This is a genomic window from Leisingera sp. ABM4_101 (assembly GCF_056158725.1).
This window is the reverse complement of sequence record NZ_JBSWTV010000002.1, coordinates 1542751-1555700: the sequence shown is the minus strand read 5'-3', so window position 1 is coordinate 1555700 and position 12950 is coordinate 1542751. Positions and strand designations below refer to the sequence as shown.

At 62.3% G+C, this 12950-nt stretch carries 9 protein-coding genes; 7 read left to right on the top strand and 2 right to left on the bottom strand.

The genetic code is table 11. From position 1 onward, the window contains the following. Positions 1-125: 125 nt before the first annotated feature. On the top strand, positions 126-518 hold the full coding sequence (locus ACXAEK_RS08605; protein ID WP_475041204.1) for a DUF3307 domain-containing protein: 393 nt from the start codon (positions 126-128) through the stop codon (positions 516-518). Positions 519-581: 63 nt separating this feature from the next. Here the strand turns inward: ACXAEK_RS08605 and ACXAEK_RS08600 are convergent, their stop codons facing one another. Then, positions 582-1040 carry an Lrp/AsnC family transcriptional regulator gene (locus ACXAEK_RS08600; RefSeq protein WP_475041203.1) on the bottom strand — a complete coding sequence of 153 codons (459 nt, stop codon included), beginning with the start codon at positions 1038-1040 and terminating at the stop codon, positions 582-584. A gap of 147 nt (positions 1041-1187) precedes the next feature. On the opposite strand from ACXAEK_RS08600, the gene ACXAEK_RS08595 reads away from it, so the two are divergent. Then, complete coding sequence (locus ACXAEK_RS08595; protein ID WP_475041201.1) at positions 1188-4610, top strand: indolepyruvate ferredoxin oxidoreductase family protein; 3423 nt, start codon at positions 1188-1190, stop codon at positions 4608-4610. A 27-nt stretch (positions 4611-4637) separates the two neighbouring features. On the opposite strand, the gene ACXAEK_RS08590 is transcribed toward ACXAEK_RS08595, so the two are convergent. Continuing rightward, entirely contained in the window at positions 4638-5303 is a 666-nt protein-coding gene (locus ACXAEK_RS08590) for a TetR/AcrR family transcriptional regulator (protein ID WP_475041199.1), read from the bottom strand. A 427-nt stretch (positions 5304-5730) separates the two neighbouring features. Between ACXAEK_RS08590 and ACXAEK_RS08585 the strand changes: the two genes are divergently transcribed. From ACXAEK_RS08585 to ACXAEK_RS08565, 5 genes are read left to right on the top strand one after another with little or no spacing between them, the layout of a single operon-like run. Next, entirely contained in the window at positions 5731-7512 is a 1782-nt protein-coding gene (locus tag ACXAEK_RS08585) for an ABC transporter ATP-binding protein (RefSeq protein WP_475041198.1), read from the top strand. Further along, entirely contained in the window at positions 7505-9418 is a 1914-nt protein-coding gene (locus ACXAEK_RS08580) for an ABC transporter substrate-binding protein (RefSeq protein ID WP_475041197.1), read from the top strand. Before ACXAEK_RS08585 ends, ACXAEK_RS08580 begins: the two co-directional genes overlap by 8 nt. Beyond that, on the top strand, positions 9418-10446 hold the full coding sequence (locus ACXAEK_RS08575) for an ABC transporter permease (RefSeq protein WP_475041195.1): 1029 nt from the start codon (positions 9418-9420) through the stop codon (positions 10444-10446). Before ACXAEK_RS08580 ends, ACXAEK_RS08575 begins: the two co-directional genes overlap by 1 nt. Beyond that, positions 10443-11597 carry an ABC transporter permease gene (locus tag ACXAEK_RS08570; RefSeq protein WP_475041194.1) on the top strand — a complete coding sequence of 385 codons (1155 nt, stop codon included), beginning with the start codon at positions 10443-10445 and terminating at the stop codon, positions 11595-11597. Before ACXAEK_RS08575 ends, ACXAEK_RS08570 begins: the two co-directional genes overlap by 4 nt. Continuing rightward, positions 11594-12940, top strand: a complete 1347-nt coding sequence (locus ACXAEK_RS08565) for a CoA transferase (RefSeq protein ID WP_475041193.1) — start codon at positions 11594-11596, stop codon at positions 12938-12940. Before ACXAEK_RS08570 ends, ACXAEK_RS08565 begins: the two co-directional genes overlap by 4 nt. The last annotated feature ends 10 nt before the right edge of the window (positions 12941-12950 follow it).

Sequence of the window (12950 nt, the reverse complement as noted above, 5' to 3'; positions counted from 1 at the left end):
ACCGGAACAGGCAATGGGCAGCAACCCGCTTGTTCCCGTTGCGGCACGTTACCGGCACAGCATTTGCCAGACGCCAAAAAATCCGTAAGGTTCCAGCATCGTACACTTGCCGGAGGTCATCGGGTTTGCCTGAATATGTCGGTTCTGTCCTGCTGCTGCTCTGCGCGTTGCAGATCAAGCACCTGTTTGCCGACTTCTTTCTGCAGACACCCAAGATGCTGTCCGGCCGCTGCGCCTATGCCCATATGGGACGGGCCCAGCACGCCGGCGTCCACGTGATCGGCTCTGCCTTGGTCTATTTGCTGTTTGGCGCGCCGCTGATGTTCATTCTGGTGCTGGGTGTGCTGGAATGGGTGGTCCATTTCCACATTGATTTCGGCAAGGCCCGGTTTTCCGAGCGTAAGAAACTGAACCCGCAGCAGGCAATGTTCTGGCAGGCAATGGGGTCGGATCAGGCGCTGCACCAGCTGACTTATATCGCAATGGCCTGGGCCTGGGTCAAATACGCCGCAATGTAAAACGCGCGCAGGGGGCCGGCCCCGCCGCCGATAGGGTGAGGCATGCGCCGCAAGGCGCAATTCCTAAGGTACCACTGGCTTGTCCCGCTTGATGGTCCGCAGCACCACATTGGTCTGGGCGCTTGCCACAGCAGGCAGGCGGAACAGAAAATCCTCCAGAAACCGGTTATACGCCTCCAGATCCGGGGCCAGCACACGCAGGTGGTAATCGGCCTGGCCGGTTGTGGCATAGCACTCCTGCACCAGCGGGCTGGTTTCCACCGCGCGGATGAATTCCACCAGCTTGTCCGGGTCGTGGCGGGTCAGGTGCACATGCACAAGCGCCTGGAACCCCAACCCCATGGCAGGTGCATTCACCACCGCGCCGTAGCGTTCGATAACCCCTGCCTCCTCCAGCGCGCGGACCCGGCGCCACAAGGCAGAGGGTGACATTCCGACGGCCTCTGCCAGGTCAGCGTTGGAGATGCGGGAATCTTCCTGCAGCAGGGTCAGAATACGGCGATCCCGGTCGCCCATCTTCATTCTCTGGATACTTTCTTCAAATGCGAGGCCCTTTCTGGTAAGTATATCCATTATTATCCGCAAAACCATCAACTCAGGCAAATCTTTTCAGGCTATGGGGATTACTTTTCCAGGACACGTTTCTTCCGCGCAAGGATTGCCCCCGCGATGACCAAGCTGAGCCACGATTTCCGCAGCTACAAACTGGACGACCGCTATGAGATGACCATGGGCCGGGTGTTCCTGACCGGGACTCAGGCGCTGGCCCGGGTGATGCTGGACCAGGCCCGGCGCGACCGGGAAAACCGCCTGAACACCGCGGGATTTGTCTCCGGCTACCGCGGCTCGCCGCTCGGCGGGGTCGACCTTGAGTTCTGGCGCGCCAAGGAGCGGATGCAGGCGAACCGCATCAAATTCATGCCCGCGGTGAACGAAGACCTAGGCGCGACCGCTGTTCTGGGCGCGCAGCAGGCGGTGCTGGACCCGCACTGCGAGGTCGAGGGCGTGTTTTCCATGTGGTACGGCAAGGGGCCAGGAGTGGACCGCTCCGGCGATGCGCTGAAACATGGCAACGCCTATGGCTCGTCGCCCAAGGGCGGTGTGCTGGTGGTCGCGGGGGATGACCACGGCTGCGTCAGCTCTTCCATGCCGCACCAATCGGACGTTGCCTTTATGTCCTGGTTCATGCCGGTGCTGAACCCGTCGGATGTGTCGGAGTATCTTACCTTCGGTGAATACGGCTTTGCCCTTTCGCGCTACTCGGGCACCTGGGTGGGGTTCAAGGCGGTGTCGGAAACTGTGGAAAGCGCGCGCTCGGTGGAGCTGCGACCCGACCGCCAGTTCATCTATCCGGAACTGCCGGACTACCCTGGCGGGCTGCATATCCGCCGAGCCGATCTGCCCTCGCCCGAGATCGAAACCCGCATTCACGCTAAGCTCGACGCGGTGCGTGCCTTTGCCGAGGCCAATCCGATCGACAAGCGGATCTATGACATCAAAGACGCGCGCTTTGGCTTTGTTTCCACCGGCAAGGGGCATCTGGACCTGATGGAGGCCTTGCGGCTGCTGGGGCTGGATGAGGCTGCCTGCCGCCGTCTGGGCATCGACATCTACAAGGTCGGTATGGTCTGGCCGCTGGACCGTACCGACGCACTGCGCTTTGTGCGCGGCAAGCAGGAGGTGCTGGTTGTAGAAGAAAAGCGCGGCATCATCGAAAGCCAGTTCAAGGAAAACTTCTATGACTGGCCTGGCAGCAAGCCGGAGAAGATGGTCGGCAAATACGACAGCCAGGGCGCGCCGCTGATCCCCTGGACCGGCGAACTCAGCCCGCTGTTGCTGGCGCCGATCGTGGCAGCGCGGCTGGACAAGTTCTTCCCCGGGGAAAACCTGCCCGCCAAGGCCGCCGCTCTATCCGCCGAGCCGCCGAAGGTGCTGAATGTGCCTGGCGCCACCCGCACGCCCTATTTCTGCTCCGGCTGCCCGCACAACTCTTCAACCAAGCTGCCGGAGGGGTCCAAGGCGTTCTCGGGTATCGGCTGCCACGTGATGGCCAGCTGGATGGACCGGGAGACCGCAGGCTATGCCCAGATGGGCGGTGAAGGCGTGCCCTGGACCGTGGCCTCGCAGTTCAATGGAAACAAGCATGTGTTCCAGAATCTGGGCGAAGGCACCTGGTACCACTCGGGCTCCTTGGCGATCCGGCAAGCGGTCGCGGCAGGGACCAATATCACCTACAAGATTCTCTATAACGACGCCGTTGCGATGACCGGCGGGCAGCCGGTGGACGGGCCGGTCTCGGTGCATGGCATCGCCCAGACCTGCCGCGCCGAAGGCGTGGAGCGGATTGCGCTTGTCTCGGATGACATCGGCAAGTTCATTCATGGAGATTTCCCGCGCGGCACCACGTTCCATAACCGCGCCGAGCTGGACACAGTGCAGCGCGAACTGCGGAATATCCCCGGTGTCACCGTGCTGATCTACGAGCAGACCTGTGCCACCGAAAAACGCCGCCGCCGCAAGCGCGGCAAGATGGAGGACCCCAAGCGGTTTGCGTTCATCAATGATCTGGTTTGCGAGGGCTGCGGTGATTGTTCTGTAGAATCCAATTGCCTGAGCGTCGAGCCGAAGGAAACTCCGTTCGGGCGCAAGCGCAAGATCAACCTCTCCACCTGCAACAAGGATTTTTCCTGCCTCAACGGCTTCTGCCCCAGCTTCGTCACAGTTGAGGGCGCAACCCGTCGCAAAAAACAGCCCGCCGGGCTGGACGCCGCCAAATTGACGGCCAATCTGCCCGCCCCCGAGCTGCCATCTCTCACACAGCCGTTTGACCTGCTGGTCACGGGCGTGGGCGGCACTGGCGTGGTTACTGTTGGGGCACTGATCACAATGGCAGCCCATCTGGAGGGCAAGGGCACGAGCGTGCTGGACTTTACCGGCTTTGCTCAGAAATTCGGCACTGTCCTCAGCTACATCCGCCTGTCCAAAGAGCCGGAGACGCTAAACCAGGTGCGGATAGACCAGGGCAGTGCCGATGCGGTGATCGGCTGCGATGTAGTGGTGAGTTCGGCACCCAAGGCATCAGTGCATTACCGCCGCGGTACCAAGGTGGTGCTCAACCGGGCCGAAATGCCAACCGGGGATCTGGTGCTGCGCCGCGATGCGGATCTGAAGGCCGACGTGCGCGAAAGGACCATCTCCGAAACCGTCGGCCCGCAAAATCTGTACGGCTTCAATGCCAATGAAGCTGCGGAAACGATGCTGGGCGATGCGGTGCTGGCAAACGTGATGATGCTGGGGTTCGCCTGGCAAAAGGGGCTGGTGCCAGTGAGTGCCGGAGCGCTTGATCAGGCTATCGAATTGAATGGCGTGGCCATTGAAAAGAACCGCCGTGCCTTCGCCATCGGGCGGGCCATGGCGGCGGATCCTGCATTGGTCGAGGATGTCTATAGCGAATCCCCGCAGCAGGAAGAAACGCCGCAGGAGCTGGTCGACCGCCGTGCCACATTCCTGACCGGGTACCAGGACACGGCCTATGCCGCGCGCTATACGGAAATACTTGCACGGTTCCGCGATGCCCTGCCAGCCGGGGTTCAGGAAGAGCTGACCGCGGCGGCGGCACGGGCTCTGTTCAAACTGATGGCCTACAAGGATGAATTCGAAGTGGCGCGGCTGCTGACCAGCGAAAAATTCCGCCATCAGATCGAAGACGAATTCGAGGGCGGGTTTACGGTCAAATTCCACCTCGCCCCACCTATTCTAAGCCGCAGGAAGGATGCTCGGGGACGGCCCCTGAAGCGCGCTTTCGGCCCCTGGCTGCGCCCGGCCCTGAACCTGCTGGTCAAGACGCGGCGGCTACGCGGCACGCCGTTTAACATCTTCGGCTACCACGAGGAAGCACGGCTGCACCGGGACCTGCTGGACTGGTACGAGGCTGCACTGCGGGACGTCGCCAAAAACTATGTCCCGGCAAAGCACGAGGCCTGCCTGGAAGTGCTGCAGGCCCCGATGGAGATCCGCGGCTACGGCCCGGTACGCCTGAAAGCCGCCAAGCAGGTCCGGGCAGCGGCAGATGCGGTCCTGCAAAGCCTGTAACCGCCCCCGGGAACTGGCATTAGGGTGTCAGACGTCCCAGTGCTGCCTGGTGAATTCGGTAAAGGCCTCCATCTCCTCGGGCAGCGGATCGCGCCCTGTGAATACCTTGAGGTACTCCGGCGTCACCTCCAGCCGGTGGGCATGGCTTTCGTTCGGATCAGCCATGTCATAGCCCAGCTGCATGTAGTAGAGCACCTTGGCCCGCGTTACCGCTTCGCGCTCGGGGTAGCCATAGCGCGTGAACATGGTGGTCAGCGCCTCCACCCGGCGGCTGTCGGAGCGGTCCAGCAGGCTGCGCACCTTGCCGGAACGGCGCGACCAGTCGCGCACCGCGAAATCCAGCGCGGTGTTGAACAAATTGGGGTTGGTGATGCAGTGAAACACGTTCAGCACCGCCCCGGTGATGGTCTTGGCCGGTGCTTCGGCCTGGCGGACCATGCCGGCGGTGTTGGTCTGCTCCCAGGTTTTCAGCAAGGCGTCCAGCAGGTCCTGGCGCGACTTGAAATACCAGTAGAAGGAGGAACGCGAGACCTGCATCCGCTCGGCCAGCGCCAGAACCTTCACCTGCTCCACCCCGTCCGAGATCAGCACGTCCATCGCCACGTTCAGCCAGTCGTCCCGGGTGACCTTGATATTGCCTACCAGCGGCTCGGCCTCGGGATTGTCCCGGTGCAGAACAGGTTTTTGCGCCATGTGCGGCCTTTCGCTTTGTTCGCGGACCCGGCCATCCTACGCCGGGAAACCAGCCTGGGCCAACCGGGAAACCTTGCCAATGGCGGCCTGGCCCTTCATAGCAGTGGCCGCGCCGCCACAGCTGACCGGCCCCTCGCCGCAAAGAATTTGGCATGGAAACCATAACCGGCACGCGGATGTTACCGGTTGTGAATTTACCATATGAAGGGGTCGCAAAAACGTCATCAAACCGAAACTAAGGCTAGCTAACCGAGGTGCGTCTGTCAGTCAGGATCAGCCGCGGCGGGGCCCAAATTAGCCTTGTGCAACCGGGATCTGGCTAAATGGGGTTTGACTAAACAGCCTCTGCCGCGCGATGGTGAGGCAAAAAAACAGGGGAAAACACGATCTCATGAGCGCCTTGAACCAGCCGGGCGGGCAAATCTGAATGCGCCCGCTGCTGTCAGTCGAAAACCTCAGCATCGGATTTGGCAAAGGTGACGCCGTCGTGAAGGACGTGAACTTTGCCGTACAGCCGGGCGAGACGCTTGCGCTGGTCGGCGAAAGCGGCTCTGGCAAGACGATCTCCTGCCGTGCAGTGCTGCGCATTCTGCCGAAGGCGGCACAGCTGCGGTCCGGACGTATTCTGCTGAACACCCGGGGCAGCGAACTTGACCTGGCAACGCTGGAAGAGCGCCGGATGCGCGATGTACGCGGCAATACCGTGTCGATGATCTTTCAGGAACCGATGCGCTCTCTCTCCCCCCTGCACCGGATCGGCAATCAGGTGTCTGAGGTGCTGTGGCTGCATGGCCGTAAATCCGAGCGGGCGGCCCGCCGGGAAGTTCTGGAGTGCTTCGAGCGTGTGGGGTTCCCGGAACCGGAACGCACTTACCGGTCCTATCCGTTCGAGCTGTCAGGCGGTATGCGCCAGCGGGCGATGATCGCTATGGCAATGGTGGCCAAGCCGGATCTGCTGATCGCTGATGAACCGACGACGGCGCTGGATGTGACCACCCAGGCCCAGGTACTGGGGCTGATGAAGGATCTGCAGCGCGAAACCGGGATGGCGATGATCCTGGTGACTCATGACCTGGGCGTGGTCGCCAATATGGCCGAACAGGTGGTTGTGATGCACAAAGGCCGGGTGATGGAAGCCGGCGGTGCGGAACCGATGCTGCGCAGCCCGGCCCACCCCTATACTAAGGCGCTTTTCAATGCGGCCCCTGAAATACCGGATCAGGCGGTTGTCGCGATCCCGCCCTCGCGCGAAGATCTGATCATGGAGATGAAAGCCGTCTCCAAGACCTATACCCTGCGCGCCAGCAAAGGCTGGCAGGCCCCGACCCTGATCCACGCCTGCCGCGAAATCGACCTGCGGGTGACCCGCGGTGAAACCCTGGCAATTGTTGGCGAAAGCGGCTCTGGCAAGACCACGGCCGCGCGGATTGCCCTGGGTGCAGAGCTGCCGGATCCCGGCGGAGAGGTGCTGTTCCGCCCCGACCCTGGGCAGCCGGCCGTGGCGGTTCACGACATGGACCGGACCGCGCGCACAGCGTTCCAGCGGCAAGCCCAAATGGTGTTTCAGGACCCCTACTCATCCCTATCGCCCCGGATGCGCATTCAGGACACTCTGGTAGAGCCGCTGGACATTCACCGGATCGGCAGCAAAGCCGAACGCCGCGACAAGGCTGCCGAAATGCTGCGGCTGGTAGGGTTGTCGCCGGATATGCTGAAACGCTATCCCCACGCTTTTTCCGGAGGTCAGCGCCAGCGATTGTCGATTGCACGCGCGTTGATGCTGGACCCGGCGCTGATCGTCTGCGACGAGCCGACCTCCGCGCTGGATGTTTCGGTTCAGGAACAGATCCTGCGCCTGCTAGAGGAAATCCGCGACCAGCACAACCTGTCGTATCTGTTCATCAGCCACGACCTGGCCGTTGTAGCCCGGATTGCCGATGAGGTCGCTGTGATGCGGCGCGGACTGATCGTGGAGCAGGCGCCGCCGGAAACTTTGTTCTACAATCCGCAGCACCCCTACACCAAGGCGCTGATAGCTGCCCAGCCTGAGCCGGACATCGACCGCCCCATCGATTTGAAACTGGTAGCCCAGGGCGCGGGCGCCCCTGAGTGCTGGCCCGAAGAATTCCGGTTCAACGGCGTCCAGGCGCCGCCATTGGTAAACCTGAAACACCTGGAACCCGGCCACAAGGTACGCTGCCATGCTTGATGCTTTGAAACCCGTTCTGGCCGCCGCGCTCTGCTTGGTTTCCTGGCCTGCCCTGGCCGGACCGCAGGTGCAGGAAAGCACGTTCTGGGAATCCGAGGTGAAGGCCGGCTACCTGCCGCCGGCAGCCGAGCGCCTGCCCGATGTTCCGCTGATCGTCGATCTAGCGGCCAAGGGACGCGAATTCGGTATCCAGGGCGGCACCCTGAACACCATGGTCACCCGCTCCAAGGATATCCGCCAAATGGTCGTTTACGGCTACGCCCGGCTGGCGGGATATGACGAAAGCTACCGCCTGCAGCCTGACATTCTGCTTGGATATGAAAATAGCGGCAACCGCCGTTATACCCTCAGGCTGCGGCCCGGCCACCACTGGTCCAGCGGCGATCCGTTCACCTCTGACGACTTCCGCTACTGGTGGGAGGACGTCGCGAACCATGAGCTGCTGAGCCCAGCCGGCCCGCCGGATTTTCTGCGCGTGAACGGCAAACTGCCGCAGGTCAGCTTCCCGGATGCAACGACGGTCATCTATGAATGGGACGATCCCAACCCCAGCTTTCTGTATATGCTGGCCCAGGCCCGGCCGCCTTTCATCTACCGGCCAGCCAAATACCTCAAGAAGTTCCACGCGGATTATGCAGATCCCGAAGTGCTGGAGGAGGAAGTCGACTACGCCCGCGTCAAAAGCTGGGCGGCGCTGCACAACAAATACGACAACATGTACAAGTTCGACAATCACGAGCTTCCGACATTGCAGCCCTGGATTAATGCCTCCCCCGGCAAGAAGATCCGCCATCAGTTCGTGCGCAACCCCTATTACCACCGGATCGACAGCCACGGCGTGCAGCTGCCCTATATCGACACCGTCGAGATGGAGATCGTAACCGCAGGCCTGGTCGCCGCCAAGTCCAACGCGGGCGAGGCGGACCTGCAGGCGCGCGGCTTGGGATTTCGCGATATCCCGATCCTGCGCAAGGGCGAGAAGGACGGATCAAACTACAAGACATATCTTTGGGGCACCGGCGCCGCCTCGCAGATCGCGATCTACCCCAATCTGAACACCAAGGATCCGGTTTGGCGCGGGCTGCTGCGCGATGTCCGGGTGCGCCGCGCCCTGTCTCTGGCGATCAACCGGCGCGCCATCAACCGGGCGCTTTACTTCAACCTGGCCAAGCCCGGCGCCATGACCGTTTTGGAACAAAGCGAGTTCTTCGATCCTGAACTGCGCGCGGCCTGGGCGGACTTCGACCCTGAGCAGGCCAACCGGCTCCTGGACGAGGCAGGCCTGACGGAGAAGGACGCCTATGGCATCCGTTACCTTCCCGACGGGCGGCTGATGGAGCTGGTGGTGGAAACAGCGGGTGAGCGGCAGGAGGTCGAGAACGCCCTGCAGATCATTTCTGATGATTGGCGTGATGTCGGCGTCAAGCTGGTGATGCGCCCGCTGGACCGCGACATCCTGCGCAACCGGGTGTTTTCCGGCAGCACCATGGCTTCTGCCTGGTTCGGCTGGGACAACGGCCTGCCGCAGGCCTATACCTCGCCCGCCTATCTGGCGCCGACCGATCAGGTTTTCCTGTCCTGGCCCAAATGGGGACAATACTACCAAACCGGCGGCGACGCGGGTGAGCCGCCGGATATGGAGCCAGCCAAGCGCCTGATGGACTTGATGCAGGACTGGAACATGGCCCGGACTGATACAGAACGCGCCGCTGCCTGGCGCGGCATGCTGCAAATTCACGCCGAACAGGTCTATGCCATTGGCGTGGTGGCGGCCGCGCCTCAGCCCGTGGTGGTCAGCAACCGGCTGCACAACGTGCCGAAACAGGCCATTTGGGCCTGGGACCCCGGCGCGCATTTCGGCCTGTACCGGCCGGACGAGTTTTTCTTTGAGGATGGCAAGGGCTGATGGAAATTCTGCGATACGCCATTTACCGCTTTGGCACCATGCTGCTGACGCTCCTGGTGGTGTCGGTTCTGGTCTTTGCCATCATCAACCTGCCCCCTGGCGACTACCTGTCCAACCAGATCGCCGAACTGCAGGCGACCGGGCAATCGGCCGGCGTGGCCAAGGCTGAGTTCCTGCGCCAGGAATACGCACTCGATAAACCCTTGTGGCAGCAATATATGATTTGGATGGGTTTCATGCCCGGCCCGCACGGGTATTCCGGCATGATCCAAGGCAACTTTGGCTGGTCGTTCGAGTTCGACAGCCCGGTGGCCGAGATTGTGGGCGACACCTTGTGGCTGACGGTCCTGGTAAATCTCGCCGCCGTCGTTTTTGTCTACGCCGTTGCGCTGCCGCTGGGAGTGCTGGCCGCGGCCCGCGCACGCAGCTGGATCGACTACACCTCCGCCTTCATCGGCTATCTGGGGCTGGCCACCCCGAATTTTCTGCTGGCTCTCATCCTGTTTTACTACGGCCATCGCTGGTTCGACCTGCCGATCGGCGGTCTGATGGCGCCGGAGTACGAGGGCGTGCCGATGAACTGGGAAAAGGTGAAATCCATCCTCGTCCACCTGATTGTGCCAACCTTTGTGATCGGCACAGCCGGCGCCTCCGCGATGATGCAGCGGCTGCGCGCCAATATGCTGGATGAACTGGGCAAGCCTTATGTGGAGACCGCCATTGCCAAGGGCATGGCGCCTTCGCGGATGCTGGCGAAATACCCTCTGCGTGTGGCTTTCAACCCCTTTGTTGCCGATATCGGCAACCTGCTGCCTTCGATGATCTCCGGCTCGGTTCTGGTCTCGGTGGTGCTAGGACTGCAAACGATCGGCCCGACCTTGCTGACAGCGCTCAAGACCCAGGACATGTTCTTGTCCGGTTTTGTGCTGATGTTCGTAGCCCTGCTCACCCTGATCGGCACCATGATTTCCGACGTGCTGCTGGTGCTGCTCGACCCACGGATCCGCTACGAGGGGCGCGACGTATGACACATCTGCCTGACGGACGCTATGTCGATGATGAACCCTTCGACCCGCAAGGCTCCTTGCTGGAGCTGGAGCGCAAGGATCTGGACGCCCCCAACTGGCTGCTGGTCTGGCGCAAGTTCAAGACCCACAAACTGGGCCTGATCTCCGGTATCTTTCTGCTGATCGCCTATCTGCTGATCCCCTTTGCTGGCTTTATCGCGCCCTACAGCCCGAACCAGCGCTTCTCAGAGCATCTCTATTCGCCGCCGCAAGCGATCAAACTGTTCCACGAAGGCGAATTCATCGGACCCTTCGTCTATCCGATGACCTCCGAAGCCAACCTGGAAACCTTCCAGTGGGAGTTCAAACCCGACACCACGCGCCCGCTGAAGCTCGAGTTCTTCTGCGAAGGCAGCACCTATAACCTGGCCGGCTTCATCGAAACCAACCGGCATCTGTTCTGCCCGACTGAGGAGGCAACAGTCTTTATCTTGGGGTCCGACCGATTGGGGCGCGACATCTTCAGCCGGGTTTCCTATGGCGCGCAGCTATCGCTGACTGTGGGCCTGATCGGGATCACGGTCTCCTTTGTGCTGGGCATCTTCTTCGGCTCGCTGGCCGGGTATTTCGGCGGCAAAACGGACTGGCTGATCAACCGCGTGATCGAGATCCTGCGCTCTTTGCCGGAACTGCCCCTATGGCTGGCGCTCTCTGCTGCAGTGCCTTCGAACTGGTCGCCGGTGGCAGTGTTCTTCATCATTTCGATCATCCTCGGCATTCTCGACTGGCCCGGGCTGGCCCGTTCGGTCCGCGCCAAATTCCTGTCTCTTCGGGAAGAGGAGTATGTCCGCGCCGCCGAGATGATGGGTGCCTCCTCAGGCCGGGTGATCCGCAAGCACCTGCTGCCCAATTTCATGTCGCACTTGATCGCCTCTGCCACGCTGTCGATCCCGGCGATGATCCTGGGCGAGACTGCACTGTCGTTCCTGGGCCTTGGGCTGCGCGCGCCAGCGGTCAGCTGGGGGGTGATGCTGAACGACGCGCAAAACCTTGCCTCAATCGAGATTTACCCGTGGACTGCCATCCCGATGCTGCCGATTGTCATCGTGGTGCTTGCCTTCAATTTCCTCGGCGACGGGCTGCGCGACAGTTTGGACCCCTATCAGCAATGACGTTGCTTCACGCTCTGCCCGCACCGGACAGATACCGCACCACCGGCACTGGCCAGTGGCACAGCGTCTTTGCGGTGACCGAGCTGGCCAATGCTTCGGTTGCCGCGGTTGGGCTGGAACTCGCCCGGCTGACCGCGGCGCTGAACCTCGCGCCCGCTGCGCCCGAAGCTGCTGTGGACCAGCGCCTCGCCTCGCTTTGGTTCAGCTACAGTTTCCGTCCAGAGGGGTGGGAGATGCCCGGCCTGTGGGATTCCATAGCCGGCGTCTATGAAACTGCGGACGGCTGGATCCGGCTGCACACCAACTTGCCCCACCATCGCCGGGCTGCACTGAAGGTGCTCGGCTGCACAGGCGAACGCGAGGCGGTAACTGCGGCCGCGAAACACTTGCCAGCGGACAGCCTCGAAACTGAGATTGTGGAGGCCGGAGGCGTGGCCGCCGCCATGCGCAGCCGAGAGGACTGGCTGGCCCATCCGCAGGGCCGCGCCGTGGCTGCTGAGCCGCTGATTTATTGGATCTCCCCGCGCAAGATCCGCTTGCGGCACAGGCCTCAAGCAACGTCGGGGCGCCCTTTGGCAGGTCTGCGGGTGCTGGACCTTACCCGGGTTTTGGCCGGGCCGGTTTCCACCCGCACCCTGGCGGGTTTTGGCGCCGAGGTGCTGCGCATCGACCCGCCCGGCTGGGACGAACCGGGGGTGATCCCGGACATTTCGCTAGGCAAGCGCATGGCCGCGCTGGATCTGACCAAGGTCGAGGACCGCCTAGTGTTCGAATGTCTTCTGGCGCAGGCGGATGTGCTGGTGCACGGATACCGCCCCGGGGCACTGGAGGGCTTGGACTACGGGGCTGAGGTCCGCCGCGAAATTGCGCCAAACGCCGTGGAAGTGACTCTGGATGCCTATGGCTGGACCGGCCCCTGGGCGGGCCGGCGCGGTTTTGACAGTCTGGTGCAGATGAGCGCGGGGATAGCCGATACCGGCCGCAGCTGGGCCGGGACAGAAAAGCCGCATCCTTTGCCGGTGCAGGCACTTGACCACGCCACCGGTTATCTAATGGCGGCAGCCGCACTCAGCGCCCTGGCAGCTGCAGCACGCGGCGAAGCGGCGCCCGCGGCCCGGCTTTCGCTGGCGCGCACGGCTGAACTTCTTTCCGGTATGCACAAGACAGCCGGCGGCGCATCCTTCGCTGGTCCGTCTGACGGCGATTACAGCGGGGAGACTGAAAGCAGCGGCTGGGGGCCTGGCCGCCGTCTTGCCGCTCCGCTGAGCCTGAGCACAGCAAGGATGAGCTGGGACCTGCCCGCATCGCGCTGCGGCAGCGCCTGGGCTAACTGGCCAGGCTAGAACGCCAGAT

Coding starts and splice junctions, on each gene's coding strand:
- ACXAEK_RS08600 (WP_475041203.1), bottom strand. CDS start 1,040: ATGAAGATGGGCGACCGGGATCGCCGTATTCTGACCCTGCTGCAGGAA.
- ACXAEK_RS08595 (WP_475041201.1), top strand. CDS start 1,188: ATGACCAAGCTGAGCCACGATTTCCGCAGCTACAAACTGGACGACCGC.
- ACXAEK_RS08590 (WP_475041199.1), bottom strand. CDS start 5,303: ATGGCGCAAAAACCTGTTCTGCACCGGGACAATCCCGAGGCCGAGCCG.
- ACXAEK_RS08585 (WP_475041198.1), top strand. CDS start 5,731: ATGCGCCCGCTGCTGTCAGTCGAAAACCTCAGCATCGGATTTGGCAAA.
- ACXAEK_RS08580 (WP_475041197.1), top strand. CDS start 7,505: ATGCTTGATGCTTTGAAACCCGTTCTGGCCGCCGCGCTCTGCTTGGTT.
- ACXAEK_RS08575 (WP_475041195.1), top strand. CDS start 9,418: ATGGAAATTCTGCGATACGCCATTTACCGCTTTGGCACCATGCTGCTG.
- ACXAEK_RS08570 (WP_475041194.1), top strand. CDS start 10,443: ATGACACATCTGCCTGACGGACGCTATGTCGATGATGAACCCTTCGAC.
- ACXAEK_RS08565 (WP_475041193.1), top strand. CDS start 11,594: ATGACGTTGCTTCACGCTCTGCCCGCACCGGACAGATACCGCACCACC.